Here is a 19372-nt window from a genome sequence, read left to right on the forward strand (position 1 = left end):
GGGGTCCCGGTCGTCCCCAGTGAGAGGGGTTCCTCGGCGTCCCTCTCAGGTACTACGGGGGCTCCGCGGGCCGACCCTCAGTAGCCCGACGGCCGCACCAGACCCGACTCGTAGGCGAACACCGCCGCCTGCGTGCGGTCCCTCAGGCCCAGCTTCACCAGGATCCTGCCGACGTGGGTCTTCACCGTCTGCTCGGCCACGAACAGGTGCCGGGCGATCTCCGCGTTCGACAGGCCCTGCGCGATCAGCGAGAGCACCTCCGTCTCCCGCTCGGTCAGATCGCCGACGCGTTCCTTCAGCGGGGCGCGGGGCTTGCCGTCGAGCCGGGAGAACTCGGCGATGAGTTTGCGGGTGATGACCGGGGCGAGCAGCGCCTCCCCGGCCGCGACCACCCGGACCGCCTCGGCGAGCTGCTCCGACGACGCGTCCTTCAGCAGGAACCCGGAGGCCCCGGCGCGCAGCGCGTCGTACACGTACTCGTCGAGGTCGAAGGTGGTCAGCACCAGCACCCGCATGTCCGGGTGGGCCGCGGTGATACGAGCGGTGGCCTCGATGCCGCCGATGCCGGGCATGCGGATGTCCATCAGGACGACGTCCGGGACGAGTTCCGCGGCCGCGGCGACACCGTCCTCACCGCTCTTCGCGTCGCCGACGACCTCTATGTCCGGCTGGACGCCGAGCAGCACGGTGAAGCCCTGCCGGACCATGGCCTGGTCGTCGACGATGAGAACCCGGATGGGTTCGCCGGTGCCGCTCGTCATGAGATCCCTCTCCGCGGGGTGGTTCGGTGGTCGGTGCCCGGGGTGTCGGCGGGCGGGGTGTCCGGGAGGAAGGCGGTGACCTTGAAACCGTCCCAGTGCCACGGGTGGGCCGTCATCGTGCCGCCGAGCATCGCGACCCGCTCCCGCATGCCGAGCAGTCCGTGGCCCGCGCCCGTCGACGGCGGAGGCGGCCCGGTGGGGCGGCCGTTGACGACCTCCACCTCCAGGCCGTCCGGCTCGTAGGTGAGACGGACCGTGATCCGCGCGCCGGGCGCGTGCCGCAGGGCGTTGCTCAGCGCCTCCTGCACGATCCGGTACGCCGACAGCTCCACGCCGGGCGGCAGCGGGCGCCGCTCGCCCCTGATGTCGGTGACGACTTCGCGGCCGACGGCCCGGGTGTTCTCCACCAGCACGTCGAGCCGGTCGAGCGTGGGCTGCGGGGCGTGCGGTGTGGTCCCGTCACCCGTGCCGGCGAACGGCTCGTCCGGCCCGGGGTGCTCCGAGCGGAGCACGCCCAGCACGCGGCGCAGTTCGGTCAGGGCCTCCAGGGCGTTCTGCCGGATGCCCGCGAGGTTCTCCCGGAGCTCCTCGGGCGGGTTGTCGACGAGGTGCGGGGCGACCTGCGCCTGGATGGAGATGACCGACATGTGGTGCGCGACCACGTCGTGCAGCTCCCGGGCGATGCGGCTGCGCTCCTCCAGCAGGGTGCGCCGGGCGCGTTCCTCGGCGGTGAGGGTGGTCTGCTCGACGAGCTGCGCGCGGGCCTCACGGCGGCCGCGCAGGGCGCTGCCCAGTATCACGACGACGGTGAACAGGGAGATGGCGAGTACGCCGGTGGTGTCGTAGGACCCCCAGGGCCACAGGCTCTCGAAGCCGTACGTGGCGAGCCAGGTCAGCGTCAGGGCCGCCACCGCCGCGCGGGTGGGCACCCGCAGCGCGAGCAGCAGCAGCACGAACAGCTCGGCGACGATCCCGGCGGCGGTCCAGGGCCAGGTGTAGGTCTCCGGGTCGAAGCCCAGCCGGGTGCGCACCGTGGCAGCGCCCAGCAGGAACAGGCCCAGGGACAGCCACCACGCCGGTACCGGCCGCCACAGCCCCAGCACCACGGCGCAGCCCTGCCCGCCCGCGATCATGAGCGCCAGACCGGGGGAAAGATGGCCGTTGTTGCTCATGTCGCCCGCGCCGCCGAGCGTGACGCCGAAGGCGGCCAGACACACCAGTCCGTGCGGCAGCCAGCGCAGCCACGTGGAGGGCGGCAGCGGATCGACCCGGGCGGTCCACAGGTCCTCGCGCAAGCCCCGCAGCCAGCCCGTCACGCGCGCTCGCAGCGCGCGGCCCACCCCCGTGTCGCTCACGCGGCTCAGCCTAGACATGGCGCGCCCGTGCCGCTGCGTCCCGGCCGGACGGACGGTGCGCCCGCACCACCCGCGACCCGCGCTCCGGCCCGCCGCCGGCCCGCCCCGCACCGGCCCGCCCCGCACCGGCCCGTCCGGCGCCGGACCGCCCGGCGCCGGACCGCCCGGCGCCGGACCGCCCGATGCCGCTCCGCCCGGCGCCGCTCCGTTCGAAGAGGCGGAAGGCGGCCCAGCAGACGGCGAGGGCGGAGGCGAACACCGGCAGCCACAGCAGCCGGGCCCCCACCCAGTGCAGACCGTCCGGCGGGGTGTGCAGGCCGGGCAGTCTGCCCGCGAGGAGACCGGTGGCGGTCGTCGCCATCATGGCCGTCTGGTGCCACAGGAAAACCGTCATCGCGGACAGGTTGACGAGGGCCACCGCCGCCCACGCCACGGGCCGGCGCATCGCCTGCCGCAGCCGCCCCCGCAGCAGCAGGGCGGCACCGCACTGGGCCAGGCCGAACGTGACGACGGCCAGGGTCGGCGGATACAGGTTCGACAGGCCCTGGCCCGGGACACCGACCATGGAGGCCGGATAGCCCGCCCACACGACGAGCACCGCGGTCACCGCCGCACCGCCGACGAGCAGGGTCCAGCCCGCGCGGCGCCCCTCCAGCTCGCCGCGGGTCCACGCCGCACCCAGCGCGTACGGCACCGTCCAGGCCGCCACCACGTTCACCCAGCCCAGCCAGGAGGGGCCGCCGAGGCCGAAGCGCAGCAGGTCCACGTGCAGCACGACCGCCAGCGGCCACAGCGGATTGAGCCGGGCCAGCAGCGGGGTCGCCGCGGTCAGGCAGGCGAACACCAGGAGGAACCACATCGGGGACAGGGCCAGTTTCACCAGGGTCCGGACCGTGCCGTACTCGGTGCCCGACAGCAGCAGCGCCACGGCGGCGACCGTCCACAGGGTGAGGACGGCGGTGACCGGCTTGAACAGCCGGGACAGCCGGACTGTCAGCCACCGGTGATACGGGACGCCACGCGCCCGGGCCGATGCATGGCCGCGGGTGGCGACATGGCCGCCGACCAGGAAGAACACGGCGAGCGTCTGAAGCATCCAGGAGACGGGGGTCAGCCACGGCATGTGCTGCAGCGGGCTCGCCGTGCGCAGGGTGCGGCCGTCGGACACCAGGGCCGTGACGAGCCAGTGCCCCAGGACGACACCGAGGACGGCGGCGGCCCGCAGGGCGTCCACGGCCCGGTCCCGGCCGGGCGGGGTGGCCGCCCCGATGCGCTCGGCGCCCTGACGCACTCCCCGCCGGACGGCGCGTACGCCGATGTCAGTCATGGGTCACCGCCTCGGTCTCGCCCAGGACGATCCGGGCCAGGTTGGTCAGGGAGGTCGAGCCGGGGCTGAAGTACTCGCTGTGGCCGACGTCTCCGGCCGCGAAGACCCGGGCGCCGAAGGCAGCGGAGACGGGATCCGTGCCGAAGCCGGCGGTGGTGCCGAACAGGTCCACGCTCACGTGCGGCACGTGCTCCACCCAGTCGTCGGCGCCCCGGGCCGCCCAGACCCGGGCCCGGGTGCGCAGCCCGGCGGCGGAGTCCGCGCCGGTGCCGGGGCTGCCGACGAGCGCGATGTCGTCGACGGCGAGCCCCGCGGCGGAGCGGCCGCAGACGACCGAGCCGTAGGAGTGGCACAGCAGCGCGATACGCGGCCCGGGGCCCGCCACGGCCCGCAGGTCGGCGACGAGTGCCCGGAGCCGCGGGGCCGCCTGCTCCGCCCTGCCGGTCGTGGTGACCGTCGTGCTGACCGTGCCCGGCGTCTCGTAGCCCAGCCAGGCCACGACGGCGGTGCGGGTGCCCGCCGGGGCCTGCCCGGTCAGCTGCCGGTGCAGGGCGACGGCCGTCGCGCGGAACCGGCCGTAGGTGTCGAGACTCGTGTCGGAGCCGGGGACCAGGACGGCGATGCGGTCGGCCCGGGCGAGGTCGCCGAGGACCTCCGTCACCAGGCCGGGGCCACGACCGTCGAAGCGGAGCACATGCCTTTCCGGCGAGGCCAGCTGACGGTCGGTCGCCGCGCGGTCCCGGTCGTGGTGGGCCGCCGCCATACGGGCGGCCTCGGCGGCGTTGGCCCGGTTGGCCGCGTAGACCCGGTCGAGCGTCGACGCGCGCAGCGGCGCGAGGGAGGCGGGGGCCGGGGCGGGGGTCTGCGGGCGTACCGCCGCGGAGAGGGGGAACACCACCGCGCCCGTGACGAGGGCGGCGAGCGCGGCGCGGCGCCATCGGCCGGCGCGGCGTCTGCCGCCGTCATGGTGGTACTGCGGCGCGGACCCCATGGTCGTCCCCCTCCAGCGCACCCGCCCATCGGGTCTGCGTGAAAGGGAAGTTACGGATCACGGGGGCTCGTCCGCGTCCCGCCGGGGAACTCATCTGCGGCGTAGCTCTCAGGTACTACGGGTATGACCCGGGCCGCGCCGGGTGCCCGTCCCATGGGCCGGCGGAGGGTGCCGCCGCACAGCCGGAAAGCCGTGCGGTACGCACCGCTCACCAGGCCAGTTGCGCGATCTCCTCCACGACGACCGCGCACGCGTCCGCCGCCGGGTCGATCAGCGGGAAGTGCCCCACGTCCTCCAGCAGTGTCACTCCCACCATCTCTCCGGCCTTCGCCGCCGCCTCCGCGTACGACTCGGCGACCGCCTGCGGCACGTCCAGATCCGCACGGCCCTGGACGAGCGTGGTCGCGATGCCGGTGGGCAGCAGCAGCGACGGGTCCGCGTACGGCTGCCGCTCGGCGAAGTACGCGTCCCCGCCCAGCAGTTGCCGTGCGGCACCGCCGCACACGTCCAGCTTGTCGGCGACGGCCAGATCCGCGATCGGGGCGAGGGCGACGACACCGCGCAGGGACACCGGGCCGCCGCAGCGCCAGGGCGAGCCGGCCGGCAGGACGTGCCGGGCGGCCCCCCACAGCGCGAGATGCCCGCCCGCCGAGTGACCGGTGAGGACCGTTCGGCGCGGGTCGGCCTGCGGCAGCGTCTGACGTACCAGCGCCGGGAGGGCGTCCAGCGCCGCGGCGACGTCGTCGAAGGTGTCCGGCCAGCGGCCCGCCACCGCGTCGCCGTCGCCGCCGCGCCGGTACTCGACGCTGGCCACGGCGAACCCGCGGCGGGCGAGGACGTCCGCGAAGGGGCTCAGGTGACGCCGGTCGTACGGCGCCCGCCAGGCACCGCCGTGCAGCGCGACGACGACCGGGGCCGGCCCGGCGCCGCCCGCCCGGCGCGGCGCGAAGAAGTCGATCACCTGGTCGGGGTGGTCGCCGTAGGCCACGGTGGCGTCGGGGTCGACGGGCGCGTGGGAGAAGGCCGACTTCTCCTCGGCAGCGGCCCGTGCTGCTGCGACGTCGTCCGTCATGCTCCAGCCCTCCAGCGATGAACCGTACGGGGCAGACCGGTTGAGGGGGTCGGCCGTTGGCCGGGACGGTACCAGGCGCGTGACATGCGCGGACATGCAGATGTCACGCTCGGTGAGGAACGCCGCGGGCCGCCGCGGGCCGGGACACCGAAGGGCCGTCCCGGCCCGCCGCCGCTCAGCCCAGAGTCCGCGCCAGCACCCGGGCCGCCCGCTCCACGTCGGCGAACCCGACGTACAGCGGGGTGAAGCCGAAACGCAGCACGTCCGGCGCCCGGAAGTCACCGACCACACCCCGCTCGATGAGCCGTTTCATCACGTCACCGGCGTCGTCGCAGCGCAGCGCGATCTGGCTGCCCCGCTCCTCGTGCGCCACCGGCGTCACGCACTCCACCCGGCCCGCGGGCACGTACGCCGCCACGCACTCCAGGAAGAAGTCCGTCAGCGCCAGGGACTTGGCCCGCACCGCCTCGACCGACACCCCGTCCCAGACCTCCAGGGCCGCCTCCAGGGCGAGCATGGAGAGGATGTCGGGCGTGCCGACCCGGCCGCGCAGGGCGCCGGGAGCCGGTTCGTAGCCGGTGCGCATGCCGAACGGCTCGGCGTGCGAGTTCCAGCCGGGCAGCGGCGAGTCGAAACGGTCCTGCAGCTCCCGCCGCACGTACAGGTACGCCGGTGAACCCGGCCCGCCGTTCAGGTACTTGTAGGTGCAGCCGACCGCGAGGTCCACGCCGTGTTCGTCCAGCCCGACCGGCAGCGCGCCCGCGCTGTGGCACAGGTCCCACACGGCGACCGCGCCCGCCTCGTGCACGGCGGCGGTCAGCCCCGGCAGGTCGTGCAGCCGGCCGGTGCGGTAGTCGACGTGGTTGAGGAGCACGGCCGCGGTGCGCTCGCCCAGCGCGCCCGGCACGTCCGCCGGGGCCACGGGCCGCAGCGTGCGGCCGGTCATACGGGCGGCGGACTCGGCGATGTAGCCGTCGGTGGGGAAGGTCGTCGCGTCGACGAGGATCTCGTCCCGGCCCTCCCCGGCCATCCGGACCGCGCCCACCAGCGCCTTGAACACGTTGACGCTGGTGGAGTCGCCCACGACGACCTGCCCGGGCGCCGCCCCGACCAGTGGGGCGATCCGGTCACCGATCCGCTCGGGCGCCGTCCACCAGCCGCTCTCCTCCCAGGACCGGATGCGTAGCTCGCCCCACTGGCGGCGTACGACGTCCTCGACCCGGCCGGGGACCACGGCGGGCAGCGCGCCCAGGGAGTTGCCGTCGAGGTAGACGCCCGCGGCGCCAGCCGCACGATCAGACGCAGTGTCGAGCACGAACTCGGCGCGCCGGCCCGCCAGTTCATCGACGGCGTCCAGCTTCTCCGCGACGATGGCCAGGTCAGACATAGGACCGCGCCGTCCACAGCTCGGGGAACACGTTCTTCTGCGCACGCTTCTCCAGCCAGGCCACGCCCGCGGAGCCGCCCGTGCCGGTCTTGGCGCCCATCGCGCGGCGGGTGGCGACCAGGTGGTCGTTGCGCCAGCGCCACACCAGCTCGGCGACATCGCTCAGCGCCTCGCCCAGCCGGGCGACGTCGTCGCTCTCGTCACCCGAGTAGACGGCCGTCCAGGCCGCCTCCACCTGCGGCGACGGCTCGTAGCGCCGCGAGACGTCACGCCGCAGCACGGCCTCCGGGATGTCGTGCCCGCGCCGCGCCAGCAGCCGCACGACCTCGTCGTACAGGCTCGGCTCGTGCAGCGCCTTCTCCAGCTCGGCGTGCACACGCGGTGCGCCCCGGTGCGGGACGAGCATCGACGCGGACTTGTCGCCGAGCAGGAACTCCATGCGCCGGTACATCGCCGACTGGAAGCCCGAGCCCTCACCGAGGGCGCTGCGGTACGAGTTGAACTGGGCCGGCGTGAGTTGGGCCAGCGGCTTCCAGGAGTGGTTGAGCGCCTCCAGTTCGCGCACGGACCTCTTGAGCGCGGCGATGGCGGTGGGGATGTCGTCGCCCCTGAGCGCGCCTGCCGCCGTCTCCCACTCGTGGACGATGACGGTGAACCACAGCTCCATCACCTGGGTCGTCACCAGGAAGACCATCTCTCCGGGGTCGTCGGAGAGGGTGTGCTGGAGGTGGGTGAGTACGTCCGCCTTGACGTAGTCCTCGTACGGCGTCGTGCCGTGGAAGTCGAGATGCGGGGTCTCGGGCTCGTGAGCCTCGTGGGACATCGCTGTCTCCTGCGTATAACTCCGGGTAGCGGTCCGCCCCTGCCGAATCCGACACGGGGGCCCCGGTCCCCGAGGGCATCTTGCGCAATCGTCCCCCGAAACCGCAAGGCCCGCCTTTCGGGGACGGGCCTCGCGTGCACGGACCGTGTGTCAGCCCAGGACCTGCGCCGCCGTCGGCGAGGAGTCCTTCAGGAACTGGGAGCAGCGCTCGTACTCCTCCTGCTCGCCGATCGCCTGTGCGGCGCGGGCGAGGGCGTGCAGGGCGCGCAGGAAGCCGCGGTTCGGCTCGTGCTCCCACGGCACCGGGCCGTGGCCCTTCCAGCCGTTGCGGCGCAGCGCGTCCAGACCGCGGTGGTAGCCCGTGCGGGCGTACGCGTAGGACTCCACGGCCGCGCCCCGCTCGAACGCCTCGTCGGCGAGCTGCGCCCAGGCGAGGGAGGAGGTGGGGTGCGCACCGGCGACCTCGACGGACGCGGCGCCCGCCGCGAGCATCTCCCGCGGCCCCGGGTCGTCGGGGAGGTGGGTCGGGGGCGGACCCCCGAGAAGGTTCTCGTGAATGGACATGCCTCAAGTCTGCGGCATGGCGAGGGTCCCGCTACCCCAACCGCTTCCGCACCGGCTCCCCCTCCAGCGGCGGCGCCATGACACCGCCGTGCCGCAGGCATTCCGGCCGCTTGCAGTCCGGCGGCGGCCTGCGCACCACCGCGGCCGCGATCACCGCCCCCAGCACCATCGCCCCGGCACACCACCCCATCGCCTTCCCGAACGCCGTGTCGAAGGCGGCCGGCTCCCGGTACGCCTCCTCCCCCATGCCCACCAGCAGCGGCAGCGCCGCCACCGCCACCAGACCCGCCGCCCGGGCCGCCGCGTTGTTGATGCCGCTCGCCAGCCCGGCCCGCACCACACTCACCGAGCCCAGCACCGTCGCCGTCAGCGGTGCCACCAGCGTGACCAGGCCCAGGCCGAGCACGACCAGCGCGGGCAGCACATCGGCGAGGTAGGACGCCCCCGGCCCGACCCGCAGCATCAGCAGCATCCCGGCCGCGCACAGCAGCGGCCCCACCGTCAGCGGGATCCGCGGCCCGATGCGGTCGGCCAGCTCCCCGGAGCGCGCGGACAGCAGCAGCATCAGCACGGTCGTCGGCAGCAGGGCCGTACCGGCGGCGAGGGCCGAGTAGCCCACGACCACCTGGAGCTGGAGCGCGGCGAGGAAGAAGAACCCGCCGAGGGCCGCGTACACGCACAGCGTGACGAGGTTGACGGCCGTGAACTGCCGGGACGCGAAGATGTCCGGCGGCATCATCGGATCGGGCCGGCGCCGCTCGACGACCACGAACGCGACGGCCGCGGCCAGCCCGGCCACCGCCGAGACCGCCACCGCCCAGCCGCCCTCACCGGCCTCGATCAGCGCGTACGTCACCAGTGCGAGCGCCAGCGCCCCCAGCACCGCCCCGAGCACGTCGAACCGCCCGTGGGCCGAACCGTCCCCCGACTCGGGGACGTGCCGCAGCGCCACCGGCACACACACCAGCGCCAGCGGCACGTTCAGCAGGAACACCCACCGCCAGCCCGGCCCGTCCACCAGCCAGCCGCCGACGAACGGCCCGACCGCCGCCCCGATCCCGCCGAAACCGGACCACAGACCCACCGCCCGCCCCCGGTCGTCGGGGTGGAAGGAGGCCTGGATCAGCGCCAGTGATCCAGGGGTCAGGAGCGCGCCGCCGACCCCCTGAAGCGCCCGCGCGGCGATCAGCACGCCCGCGTTCGGCGCGATCCCGCACAGCAGCGACGCCGCCGCGAACCACGCCACGCCGACGACGAACACCTTGCGCCGGCCGAACCGGTCCCCGAGCGCCCCGCCGAGCAGGATCAGCCCGGCCAGCGTGACCATGTAGGCGTTGACCGTCCACTGCAGGGCGGACAGGTTCGCGTCGAGGTCGCGGCCGATGCGCGGCAGGGCGACGTTGACGACGGTCGAGTCCAGCATCGCCATGCTGGAGCCGAGGACGGTGGTGAGCAGGACCCACTTGCCCTGCGGTGAGGCCAACCGGACATCGGGCATGCAGGGAGCATACGGAAGAGCCCGGCACCTCAGGAGGTGCCGGGCTCCACGCGAGCGACCGGATGCGAGCCGATGCGAACGGGCTCGAACCGGTGCGCGCCGGACTTACTTGATCTTCGTGCCGGTCGAGCGCAGGTTGCCGCAGGCCTCGACGACACGCGCGGCCATGGAGGCCTCGGCCAGCTTGCCCCAGGTGCGCGGGTCGTAGGTCTTCTTGTTGCCGACCTCGCCGTCGACCTTCAGCACGCCGTCGTAGTTGCGGAACATGTGGTCCGCGACCGGACGCGTGAACGCGTACTGGGTGTCCGTGTCGATGTTCATCTTCACGACGCCGTTCTCCAGCGCGGTGCGGATCTCCTCCTCCGTGGAGCCGGAGCCGCCGTGGAAGACGAAGTCGAACGGGGAGGCCTTGCCGAACTTGGCCGCGACGCCCTCGTTCAGCTCCTTCAGCAGCTCGGGGCGCAGGACGACGTTGCCCGGCTTGTACACGCCGTGCACGTTGCCGAACGACGCGGCGAGCAGGTAGCGGCCCTTCTCGCCCAGGCCGAGGGCCTCGGCGGTGCGGATCGCGTCGTCGACCGTGGTGTAGAGGGAGTCGTTGATCTCGTGGGAGACGCCGTCCTCCTCGCCACCGGTCGGGGTGATCTCCACCTCGAGGATGATCTTCGCGGCGCGGGCCTGCTCCAGCAGCTCCTGCGCGATGGCGAGGTTGTCGGCGAGGGTCTCGGCCGAGCCGTCCCACATGTGCGACTGGAACAGCGGGTTCAGACCGGCCTCGACGCGCTTCTGGGACAGCGCCAGGAGGGGACGTACGTACCCGTCGAGCTTGTCCTTGGGGCAGTGGTCGGTGTGCAGCGCGATGTTCACCGGGTACTTCTCGGCGACGATGTGCGCGAACTCGGCCAGGGCGACGGCGCCGGTGACCATGTCCTTGTTGTACTGACCGCCCAGGAACTCGGCGCCACCCGTGGAGATCTGGACGATGCCGTCGCTCTCCGCCTCAGCGAAACCGCGCAGGGCCGCGTGCAGGGTCTGGGTGGAGGTCACGTTGATGGCCGGGTAGGCGAACTTTCCTGCCTTCGCCCGGTCCAGCATCTCGTTGTAGACCTCGGGAGTTGCGATGGGCATGCGTCCGCTCCTTGTATCTGCGGGTTGACGTACTGCTGTGTCTAACGGCCCTGACCTAGACCTTGGGGTGCGACGTCATCGTCGGCCCCATCTTTCCAGACTTGGCCGGAAGGTCCAGGCCACCGTCCACGCCCTGGTCAGTCCTCGGTCAGTCGAGGCCCAGCTCGTCCTTGGAGAAGGCGTGGAGGTAGGGCACCCCGGCGCCCTCCTGGATCTTCTCGGCGGCGCCGGTCGCGCGGTCGACGATGGTCGCGACGGCGACGACCTCGGCCCCGGCCTCGCGCACGGCCTCGACCGCGGTGAGCGGGGAGCCCCCGGTGGTGGAGGTGTCCTCGACGACCAGCACGCGGCGGCCCGCGATGTCCGGGCCCTCGACGCGCCGCTGCAGGCCGTGCGCCTTGGCGGCCTTGCGCACGACGAAGGCGTCCAGGCGCTTCCCGCGCGCGGCGGCCGCGTGCAGCATGGCGGCGGCGACCGGGTCGGCGCCCATGGTGAGCCCGCCCACCGCGTCGAACTCCAGGTCAGCGGTCAGATCGAGCAGCACCTGCCCGACCAGGGGCGCCGCCTCGCCGTCGAGCGTGATGCGCCGGAGGTCGACGTAGTAGTCGGCTTCCAGACCCGACGACAGGGTCACCTTGCCGTGCACCACGGCCTTGTCCTTGATCTGCTGCAGCAGCGCGCCGCGTGTGTCCGTCATGCCGCCCAGCTTAGAGGCGGCGCCAGCTCCAGGTCGTGGTGGCCTCCAGCGGCTCCAGGGGCGTGACCAGGCGCGGCAGGGTGTTGAGCCCGTTGGGCGGGCCGGTCTGCGGCTCCACGCACACGGCCTCCCGCTGCTCGTCGTAGACGACGACCCACTCCTCGCGGCTGGTCACCTTCAGCTCCAGCTGCCCGGGCCAGGTCAGGGTCGCCTCGACGCCGCCGGGCATGCCGAAGCAGTCGTCCCAGGGGCCGGGCTTGGGGTCGAGGCGGTTTCCGGTGGGCAGGTGATCCGCGCCGCGCTCCTCCTGCCAGGCCGGGTCGAAGTCGAGGGTGACGTCCTCGCCGCCGAGGTTCCGGTTGAACCAGGGGTGCCAGCCGATCTGCGCCGGGAAGGACGACTCGTACGTCTCGACGGACATGGTCAGCGTCAGCGCGTCCTCGGTGAGGGCGATGATCTGGGTGACGAGGCCCGGGTGGGGCCAGGGGTCGACGAGCTCGCACGTGAGGACGGCCTCGTCCGTGCGCGTGCGGGCGGTGCGCCAGGCGTGGTCGCGGACGGTGCCGTGGATGGCGTGCGGCGGGGCGTTCAGCGGCAGCTGCCGCACCTCGGCGCCGTCCAGGAACCGACCGTCCCGGATCCGGCCGCACCAGGGCACCATCGGGAAGCAGCCGAAGCGCTCGCCCTGGCGCAGCAGTTCGACGCCGCCGATCCGCAGTCCTCCGACCCGGCCGCCGTTGCCCGGCTGCACGGTCACCTCCGCGTCACCCGCGGTCAGCGTGATGTCTCGGTCACTCACGGGACGACCCTACTGCGACGATCAAGAGGGCCTCACCGGCGACGGGTCACTTCGACCGGATGTGCCAGGGCCGGGGGCGGTGCGGTCGGGCCACCGCATGCAGCAACGTCTGCCGGGACCCGGGCCGGGATGCGCCCGCGCACGGGCGGTGCCGCCGGGCCGCGTGCAGCAGTGTCTGCCGGAGCCCGAGCCGGGATGCGCCCGCGCACGGGCAGTGCCGCCGGGCCACCGCGTGCAGCACCGTCTGCCGGGGCCCGGGCCGGGATGCGCCCGCGCACGGGCGGTGCCGGCCGGCCGCCGCGTGGATCAGCGGCGTCGGCGCAGGGCCCGGACCGCCACGATGGCCGATGCCAGGGCCAGGGCCGCGGCGGGGGCCGCCCAGCGCAGCGGGGCCGGGGCCGTCACGGTCTGCGGCGCGGGCACGGGGGCGTACCGGCCGCGCGGCGGGGCGTGGTCCACCTCCTCGGCACTGCGTCCGATCATGGTCCGCCGCGCGTGCGCCGCCTCGGCGATGTCCTCGTCGTCCGTGTCATCCTCGCCGTCCACCGGTCCGGGCGGGGAGAGCGGGGTGTCGGCGCCGAAGGCGGAGGGGCGTTCGGGGGCCGGGGGCTCCTCGGTGAGACCGGGGTCGGAGGGGGCCTTCTCGTCGGCCGCACCTCCCTTGTCCTCGGCCGCCCTCCCCTTGTCCTCCGCCGCGCCCTCCTTGCCCTCGGCCGTGTCTCCCATGCCCCCTGCCGTGTCTCGCCGGCCCTCGGCCGCACCTTCCTTGCCGTCCGTCGCGGGCGCGGGCGGGGGCGGTGGCGCCTCGTCGTCCGCGTCGGGCGTCGTCTCGTGGTCCGTCGTCGCGCGCGGTGCGAGGTCCTGCGGGGCGAGGGGTGTGGTGCGTTCGGGCGCCGCCGCGGCCAGGTGCTCCGCGAAACGGTTCAGCAGCCGGGTGACCGCCCCCTCCACCGCGTCCGCCGGGAAGTCCTTGATCCGTCCGTCCGCCGCGGCCGTGCCCTCGTACGCGACGGTGCAGCCGTCCTCCGCCTCGCGCAGGGCGATCCGCAGGGCGATCCTGACCGAGCCGCTGCCGCGCGACTCCTCGGCCTCGCCCTCGACGGCGTACGCGTCGTCACGCCGGAACACCCGTACGGCACCCCGGTAGGTGACGGAGTGAGTGCCGACGCGGATCTTCAGCCGCCCGGTGACGGGCTCGGCGCCGGCGTCCTGTTGGAGCCCCGGAACGGCCCGGGCGACCCGCGCGGGGTCGTCCAGCACCTCCCTCAGCCGCTCGGCCGGAACCGGAACGAACACCTCGTGCTCCATGTCGACGGACTCTACCCAGCACAGCCCGAAACGCACCCCCGCCCGAGGGATTCACCCCCGATCCACCCCCACCAGGCGTATCCTCCCGGCCCTCCCCCTCCCGGTGACGCGGGAGCACCGGTCAGCGACCGGACGCACCAGCCGGCACCGCAGGTCCACCCGCCAGGAGCGCGGACGCACCAGCCGGCGACGCAGGTCCACCCGCCAGGAGCGCGGATACACCCGCCGGCACCGCAGGTGCACCCGTCAGTAGCGCGGATGCACCAGCGTCGACGCCGGCAGTCCCTCGATGCGCGTGCCGCGCGCCGCCCGTTCCCCCGCGGCCAGGGCCGCCTGCGTGAGGGCCCGGGGCCGTGGCCCGTCCGGGTCCAGCCGCAGCCTCGGCTCGGTGCGCGCGGCCAGGACGAAACCCCAGTCGCGGGGCGCCCGGGAGCGGTCGGCGGGGGTGCGGTCCGGCCGGTCGGCGAAGCCGGGATGGCGGCCGCCCGTGCCGTAGGGGGCGGTACGCAGACCGGCCGCGCGCAGGGTCGCCTCGACCGTCCAGTACACGCGGGGGCCGGACGCGACCGGCCCGGCGTGCACCACGAGCCGGCCGCCGGGAGCCAGTACGCGCCGCGCCAGGCCGTAGAACTCCTGCGAGTACAGCTTCGTGCTCGCCGTCATCTCGGGGTCGGGCAGGTCCGAGACGACGACGTCGTACGCCGCCGGGTCCGCTCCGCGCAGCCAGCCGAACGCGTCGTCGGTCGTCACGTGCACGCGCGGGTCGCCGAAGGCGTGCCGGTTGAGGGCGGACAGGGCCGGGTCGGTGCGGGCCAGGCGGACCACCTCCGCGTCGAGTTCGACGACGTCGATCCGGTCCACCGCGCGGTGGCGCAGCACCTCTCGGACGGCCAGGCCGTCCCCGCCGCCGAGGATCAGCACGCGCGCGTGCGGCCCGCTCATCGCGGGGTGGACGAGGGCCTCGTGGTAGCGCGGTTCGTCGCGCCCGCTGACCCGCAGCCGGCCGTCGAGGAACAGGTCGAGGGGCCGCCCGCGGGTGCCTCCGGTGAGGACGACCTCCTGCACTGCGGTCCGCAGCGCCACCCGGACGTCCTCCCCGTACACCGCCTGCCGCGCGGCCCGTTCGAAGTCGTCGACGAGGACGGCGGCCGAGGCGAGGACGGCGAGGACGAGGGCGTTGCCGACCAGCAGCAGCCAGCGGGCGCGCCGGCTCAGGTCCCGGCGGAACAGGCCGAGCACCAGCGCGCCGCCGACGACCGCGTTGACCGCGCCGGTGAGCAGCGCGCCGGTCAACTGCCCGAGGAACGGCAGCAGAAGGAAGGGAAAGGCGAGGCCGCCGACGAGGGCGCCCACGTAGTCGGCGGCGGACAGGTCGGCCACCGCGCCGCCCGCGTCCTGGCGGCGGATGCGCTGGATCAGCTCCATCAGCAGCGGCACTTCGGCGCCGATGAGCAGCCCCGTGGCCAGGGAGAAGGAGACCAGCAGGCAGCGCGGCCCGTTGGCCCACATGCCGCCCCAGTCACCGGTCCAGGCGAACACCGCGTACAGGGCCATCGCGCTGCACCCGCCGACGAGCGCGAGGAGGGCCTCGACGGCACCGAAGCCGGCCGCGGCGAGCGGGCGCAGCCGCTTCGCGGCGAGGGAGCCGATGCCCATCGCGAAGACCATGACGGACAGCACGACGGACGCCTGGGTGACGGAGTCGCCCATCAAGTACGAGGCCAGTGCGACGAGTTCCAGCTCGTACACGAGTCCGCAGGCCGCGCAGACGAACACGCCCGCGAGGACCAGGAAGCGCCCGGTGCCGGGCCGTACGGGCAGTCGCGCCGGGCCGGCGGGGCCGCCCGGGGCGCTCCAGGGCGGCGGGCCACCTGGCGGGGCGGGCGCGTGCGGCTCGATCACGCTGCGACGTTACGTCACGTCTCGACTGCGGTTCGTCACCCACACGTGTGGTGCTGGTTTACCGGGGGCGGGCATCGGTACGCGATGGGTTTCGGCCCGTGCGGCTCTGCGGGGCGGGACCGACGGCCTTTCGCCGGGGGTCGGTTGAGGAGGACCGCCGCCGCACGCGCACGCCGACCCTCGTGCGGGTCGCCACCAACTGCCCGTCCTGCGGATAGGCGTGCCACGTCCGCCAGTGCATCTGGCCCTCGTGGTGCTGGGCGAGCAGGGCCGTGAAGGCGTACGGACTGCCGGGGAAGACGCCGACGAGGCCGTGCGGATGGTCGGAGACGAGGGCCAGCAGCTCCTGGGCGCGGCCCGCGAAGGAGCCGGGCGAGAGGACCTCGACGCGGGCCGCGAACTCGTACTCCCAGTCGTCCACCCGCTTGGCGACGCCGAGCGGAAGCGGGGTGCTGCTGCCCGCGATGCACGCCACCGTCTCCGAGCAGATGCCCCGCTCCTCCTCCAGGAGGACCTGGTGGGACGCACCGAGAAGCCGCAACTGCAGTTTGGTGCCCGCCAGTTCGAGGTCGAGCGTGGCCAGTGCGGGAAGCGGCTCGCGTCCCAGGGCCCACGCGAGATCGGCCGCGCGGGTGTCGGTGTAGGAGGTGTTCAGGGTCGTGAGCATGGATCGGCTCCGCAAGCACACAAAGAGAGTGAGAGGGGTCCGCTGCGCCCCGGTGGCACCGGGGGATGTCGGCCCGGGTCAGCCCGGTCGGCCGGTTCGGGAAGGGTGTCCGCGGGGCTGCCTCGGTGACTTAGAGGGAATCATGAACGGTGGTACCGCAATAGCGTTTTTACCCAAGTTCAGAGGGTTTCCATCCCTCAGAGGGCTCCACAGCTCAACTGTTCAACTACGGCGTGCGCCGCTGCCGGGGAGGCGTGCGCCGGTGCGCCGTGCTTCGCACCCGCAGCCGGGGCGGAGGAGGCGGCGGCGTTACCGACGAAACTCGCAAATGACCATCTCTCCCGCACAGTTACGGAAGCGGTCCCCGCGCGACGGAAGTTGTCCTACAGACAGGGGACGCCACCGCCGGCCACGCGAAGTGGCCCGACGGATATTCGACGCATCGCCTGTCAGGGCTCCGGGCGCCGAGTACGACAACGCGGGCCGACCCCGGGCGCGAACCACACGACGACGCGGGGCCCGCCCAGGTGCGGACCCCGCGTTCGGCAGGGGCAGCCGCCCCGCGTGAGGACGCCGGTGTCGGTCAGCTGCCCCCGCCGCCGCAGCCACCGCCGCCCCCGCAGGAGGACCCGCCGCCGCAGGACGAGCTGCCGCCGCAGGAGTGCCCCCCGTGGTGTCCGCCGCCGCTGTCGGACGAGCCGGAGTCTCCCCCGCCCGCCCACCAGCTGTTGTGGCTGCTGCTGCCGCTCGAACCGGAGGACGCCCACGCCCCGCGACGCGCCGTCCGCCGGGTACCGCCCCTACGGGCCTTGGAGACCAGCGCCCCGATCAGGACGACTCCGACCACCGCCAGGATGATGCCGACGATCATGGCGTCACCCTCCTTCCTTTTCCCCCGAAGCGGCCCCCCGTGGGCGCCTCGCTCTTGCGTGAGGCGGTGATGCCCTCCCCGCTCCCGGCCCAACACAGAGTTGAGGAACTCCAGAGCTTCGGCGGAGGATGGCCGGCATGACCTCCAGCGCGCGCCCCCTCCTGAACCGCCGGCTCGCCGAGTTCGGGACGACGATCTTCGCCGAGATGTCGGCCCTGGCCCTGAGCACCGGCGCCATCAACCTCGGGCAGGGCTTCCCCGACACCGACGGCCCCGAGGAGATCCGGGAGGCCGCCGTACGGGCCCTGCGGGACGGCCTCGGCAACCAGTACCCGCCCGGCCCCGGCGTGCCCGAGCTGCGCGCCGCGATCACCGCCCACCAGCAGCGCCGCTACGGACTGTCCTACGACCCCGACACGGAGGTCCTGGTCACCGCCGGTGCCACCGAGGCCATCGCCGCCGCCCTGCTGGCCCTGGTGGAGCCCGGCGACGAGGTGATCGCCTTCGAGCCGTACTACGACTCCTACGCCGCGTGCATCGCGATGGCGGGCGGCCGCCGGGTGCCGGTCACGCTGCGCGCGGACGTCGAGGAGGGCCGTTTCCGTCTCGACCTGGACGAGCTGCGCGACGCCGTCACCGACCGGACCCGGCTGCTGCTGATCAACACCCCGCACAACCCGACCGGCACGGTCCTCACCCGCGAGGAGCTCGCCGCGATCGCCGAGCTGGCGGTGGAGCGCGACCTGCTGGTGGTGACGGACGAGGTGTACGAGCACTTGGTCTTCGACGACGCCGAGCACGTGCCGCTGGCGGCGTTCCCGGGGATGCGCGAGCGCACGGTCACCATCTCCAGCAGCGGCAAGACATTCTCGTTCACCGGTTGGAAGGTCGGCTGGATCACAGGGGCCCCGGAGCTGGTCACGGCGGTGCGCTCGGCGAAGCAGTACCTGACGTACGTCTCGGCGGGCCCGTTCCAGTACGCGGTCGCCGAGGCCCTCTCGCTGCCCGAGTCGTACTTCACGGACTTCCGCGCCGACATGCTGGCCAAGCGGAACCTGCTGGCGGCGGGCCTGGAGGAGGCCGGATTCCGCGTCTTCCGCCCCTCGGGCACCTACTTCATCACGACCGACATCCGCCCCCTCGGCGAACCGGACGGCTTCGCCTTCTGCCGCTCCCTGCCGGAACGCGCCGGCGTCGTCGCCATCCCCAACGCGGTCTTCTACGACCACCGCGAGGAGGGCGCCCCGTTCGTACGGTTCGCGTTCTGCAAGCGGACGGGGGTGCTGGAGGAGGCGGCGAAGAGGCTCGAGGCCGCGCTCCGGTCGCGCTGAGGCCCGAGGCATGAAGGTCCGGGCGCCCGCCGGGCGTGCACTCGCGGCGGCGTTCCAGGCATCCGGCCGATTCGAGTTCCCTGAGTGCTCGTGAGAGCGGTCCGTGTCCTGCCCCTGCAAGCTGGTCACTCGCACGGGTGACGCCCGCCTCCCGGCGCGGGGAGGGTGGGGGATGAATAGTTCTGTTCCCAGTTCCTTGAGGAGGTCAGTGGTCGACCCGCCTTTCGGGGACAAGGGCCCGGCGATGCCGCTGTGGGGGTGGCCGGGCACCCGAAAAAGCAGACGGCGCGTGCAGCGCGTACCCGTTCGTACGCGCCGACGCGCCGTGGAGGCCTCGGTGGGGGCCTACTCGTCGTCCTCGGGCTTCTCCGCCTCGTCGATCTCCTGCTCCAGGCCGAGCTGCTCGACGAGCCACTTGTCGAACTCGATCGCCGCGCGCACCCAGCTGACCGTCGAGGAGACGAAGTGCTCCAGGCTGACGCCCATGCCGATCAGCATCTGGGCCTCGCCGATCAGGCGGACCGTGCCGTCGTCGTGGGTGTGGCTGTACACCTTCGGCCACAGGGTCCGGCGGTTCCAGTCGTCGATCGACTCCAGGATCTGCGGCTTGGCCTCGATCTCGTGAGGCCGGTCGTAGAACGTCCGCACGGAGAAGACCTGCTGGTCTCCCTCTCCCCGGAACATGAAGTAGGTGCGGAACTGCTCCCACGGCGCCGCGAGGTCACCCTCGTCGTCGACGACGTACTTGAGCTCCATCTGGTCGAGGAGCTGCTTCACGAGGTCCTGATCCGGGACGACGGGGCCGGCCGGGCCGCCGGGCTGCGGCTCGGGCTGGCCCCCGAAGTTCGGAATCGAGGACGGGTCGATGGTCACCGTGAATTTCCCTTCGTA

18 protein-coding genes are annotated in these 19372 nt (G+C 73.5%); 1 reads left to right on the forward strand and 17 read right to left on the reverse strand.

All coding sequences use genetic code 11. The features are described from left to right. Positions 1-77: 77 nt before the first annotated feature. The 16 genes from ACFZDI_RS21680 to ACFZDI_RS21755 all read right to left on the reverse strand — a co-directional run bounded on the left by ACFZDI_RS21680 (position 78) and on the right by ACFZDI_RS21755 (position 17150). Positions 78-761, reverse strand: a complete 684-nt coding sequence (locus ACFZDI_RS21680; RefSeq protein WP_361113018.1) for a response regulator transcription factor — start codon at positions 759-761, stop codon at positions 78-80. Beyond that, a complete protein-coding gene (locus tag ACFZDI_RS21685; RefSeq protein ID WP_391252519.1) occupies positions 758-2134 on the reverse strand; it encodes a histidine kinase in 1377 nt (458 codons plus the stop codon). Before ACFZDI_RS21685 ends, ACFZDI_RS21680 begins: the two co-directional genes overlap by 4 nt. Further along, positions 2127-3443 carry an acyltransferase family protein gene (locus ACFZDI_RS21690; protein WP_391252521.1) on the reverse strand — a complete coding sequence of 439 codons (1317 nt, stop codon included), beginning with the start codon at positions 3441-3443 and terminating at the stop codon, positions 2127-2129. The genes ACFZDI_RS21685 and ACFZDI_RS21690 overlap by 8 nt, the downstream gene beginning before the upstream one ends. Continuing rightward, positions 3436-4434 (reverse strand): alpha/beta hydrolase, encoded by a 999-nt coding sequence (locus tag ACFZDI_RS21695; protein WP_391252523.1) that lies wholly within the window; start codon positions 4432-4434, stop codon positions 3436-3438. Before ACFZDI_RS21695 ends, ACFZDI_RS21690 begins: the two co-directional genes overlap by 8 nt. A 208-nt stretch (positions 4435-4642) precedes the next feature. Further along, entirely contained in the window at positions 4643-5506 is an 864-nt protein-coding gene (locus tag ACFZDI_RS21700; RefSeq protein WP_391252525.1) for an alpha/beta hydrolase fold domain-containing protein, read from the reverse strand. A 175-nt stretch (positions 5507-5681) separates the two neighbouring features. Further along, a complete protein-coding gene (gene kynU, locus ACFZDI_RS21705; RefSeq protein ID WP_391252527.1) occupies positions 5682-6893 on the reverse strand; it encodes a kynureninase in 1212 nt (403 codons plus the stop codon). Next, positions 6886-7716 (reverse strand): tryptophan 2,3-dioxygenase family protein, encoded by an 831-nt coding sequence (locus tag ACFZDI_RS21710; RefSeq protein ID WP_234849507.1) that lies wholly within the window; start codon positions 7714-7716, stop codon positions 6886-6888. The genes kynU and ACFZDI_RS21710 overlap by 8 nt, the downstream gene beginning before the upstream one ends. 150 nt (positions 7717-7866) lie before the next feature. Then, entirely contained in the window at positions 7867-8280 is a 414-nt protein-coding gene (locus ACFZDI_RS21715) for a DUF3151 domain-containing protein (protein ID WP_190198187.1), read from the reverse strand. Between the two features lie 31 nt (positions 8281-8311). Next, on the reverse strand, positions 8312-9778 hold the full coding sequence (locus ACFZDI_RS21720) for an MFS transporter (RefSeq protein ID WP_234849506.1): 1467 nt from the start codon (positions 9776-9778) through the stop codon (positions 8312-8314). Between the two features lie 105 nt (positions 9779-9883). After that, positions 9884-10906, reverse strand: a complete 1023-nt coding sequence (gene fbaA, locus ACFZDI_RS21725; protein ID WP_361112999.1) for a class II fructose-bisphosphate aldolase — start codon at positions 10904-10906, stop codon at positions 9884-9886. A gap of 148 nt (positions 10907-11054) precedes the next feature. Then, the gene (pyrE, locus tag ACFZDI_RS21730) at positions 11055-11603 is read right to left on the reverse strand and encodes an orotate phosphoribosyltransferase (protein WP_234849504.1); all 549 of its coding nucleotides are present in this window, start codon (positions 11601-11603) and stop codon (positions 11055-11057) included. Positions 11604-11613: 10 nt separating this feature from the next. Beyond that, positions 11614-12402 (reverse strand): aldose 1-epimerase, encoded by a 789-nt coding sequence (locus ACFZDI_RS21735; RefSeq protein ID WP_234849503.1) that lies wholly within the window; start codon positions 12400-12402, stop codon positions 11614-11616. A gap of 306 nt (positions 12403-12708) precedes the next feature. After that, entirely contained in the window at positions 12709-13710 is a 1002-nt protein-coding gene (locus tag ACFZDI_RS21740) for an SRPBCC family protein (protein ID WP_391252531.1), read from the reverse strand. 246 nt (positions 13711-13956) lie between these two features. After that, entirely contained in the window at positions 13957-15612 is a 1656-nt protein-coding gene (locus ACFZDI_RS21745) for a polyamine aminopropyltransferase (protein ID WP_234848945.1), read from the reverse strand. A gap of 58 nt (positions 15613-15670) precedes the next feature. Beyond that, complete coding sequence (locus ACFZDI_RS21750) at positions 15671-16279, reverse strand: DUF2617 family protein (RefSeq protein ID WP_234848944.1); 609 nt, start codon at positions 16277-16279, stop codon at positions 15671-15673. A 583-nt stretch (positions 16280-16862) separates the two neighbouring features. Then, positions 16863-17150, reverse strand: a complete 288-nt coding sequence (locus tag ACFZDI_RS21755; RefSeq protein WP_391252534.1) for a hypothetical protein — start codon at positions 17148-17150, stop codon at positions 16863-16865. 128 nt (positions 17151-17278) lie between these two features. Between ACFZDI_RS21755 and ACFZDI_RS21760 the strand changes: the two genes are divergently transcribed. Further along, positions 17279-18481: a pyridoxal phosphate-dependent aminotransferase gene (locus tag ACFZDI_RS21760; protein ID WP_391252536.1), complete on the forward strand. Its 1203-nt coding sequence runs from the start codon at positions 17279-17281 to the stop codon at positions 18479-18481. Positions 18482-18826: 345 nt separating this feature from the next. On the opposite strand, the gene ACFZDI_RS21765 is transcribed toward ACFZDI_RS21760, so the two are convergent. Further along, positions 18827-19354 carry a YbjN domain-containing protein gene (locus ACFZDI_RS21765; protein ID WP_234848941.1) on the reverse strand — a complete coding sequence of 176 codons (528 nt, stop codon included), beginning with the start codon at positions 19352-19354 and terminating at the stop codon, positions 18827-18829. Between the last annotated feature and the right edge of the window lie 18 nt (positions 19355-19372).

Origin of the sequence: Streptomyces sp. NPDC007907 (assembly GCF_042959365.1) — a bacterium.
GTDB lineage: Bacteria > Actinomycetota > Actinomycetes > Streptomycetales > Streptomycetaceae > Streptomyces > Streptomyces indiaensis.

Excerpts from the sequence above, each read along its gene's own strand:
- ACFZDI_RS21680 (WP_361113018.1), bottom strand. The coding sequence starts at position 761 with ATGACGAGCGGCACCGGCGAACCCATCCGGGTTCTCATCGTCGACGAC.
- ACFZDI_RS21685 (WP_391252519.1), bottom strand. The coding sequence starts at position 2,134 with ATGTCTAGGCTGAGCCGCGTGAGCGACACGGGGGTGGGCCGCGCGCTG.
- ACFZDI_RS21690 (WP_391252521.1), bottom strand. The coding sequence starts at position 3,443 with ATGACTGACATCGGCGTACGCGCCGTCCGGCGGGGAGTGCGTCAGGGC.
- ACFZDI_RS21695 (WP_391252523.1), bottom strand. The coding sequence starts at position 4,434 with ATGGGGTCCGCGCCGCAGTACCACCATGACGGCGGCAGACGCCGCGCC.
- ACFZDI_RS21700 (WP_391252525.1), bottom strand. The coding sequence starts at position 5,506 with ATGACGGACGACGTCGCAGCAGCACGGGCCGCTGCCGAGGAGAAGTCG.
- kynU (WP_391252527.1), bottom strand. The coding sequence starts at position 6,893 with ATGTCTGACCTGGCCATCGTCGCGGAGAAGCTGGACGCCGTCGATGAA.
- ACFZDI_RS21710 (WP_234849507.1), bottom strand. The coding sequence starts at position 7,716 with ATGTCCCACGAGGCTCACGAGCCCGAGACCCCGCATCTCGACTTCCAC.
- ACFZDI_RS21715 (WP_190198187.1), bottom strand. The coding sequence starts at position 8,280 with ATGTCCATTCACGAGAACCTTCTCGGGGGTCCGCCCCCGACCCACCTC.
- ACFZDI_RS21720 (WP_234849506.1), bottom strand. The coding sequence starts at position 9,778 with ATGCCCGATGTCCGGTTGGCCTCACCGCAGGGCAAGTGGGTCCTGCTC.
- fbaA (WP_361112999.1), bottom strand. The coding sequence starts at position 10,906 with ATGCCCATCGCAACTCCCGAGGTCTACAACGAGATGCTGGACCGGGCG.
- pyrE (WP_234849504.1), bottom strand. The coding sequence starts at position 11,603 with ATGACGGACACACGCGGCGCGCTGCTGCAGCAGATCAAGGACAAGGCC.
- ACFZDI_RS21740 (WP_391252531.1), bottom strand. The coding sequence starts at position 13,710 with ATGGAGCACGAGGTGTTCGTTCCGGTTCCGGCCGAGCGGCTGAGGGAG.
- ACFZDI_RS21750 (WP_234848944.1), bottom strand. The coding sequence starts at position 16,279 with ATGCTCACGACCCTGAACACCTCCTACACCGACACCCGCGCGGCCGAT.
- ACFZDI_RS21755 (WP_391252534.1), bottom strand. The coding sequence starts at position 17,150 with ATGATCGTCGGCATCATCCTGGCGGTGGTCGGAGTCGTCCTGATCGGG.
- ACFZDI_RS21760 (WP_391252536.1), top strand. The coding sequence starts at position 17,279 with ATGGCCGGCATGACCTCCAGCGCGCGCCCCCTCCTGAACCGCCGGCTC.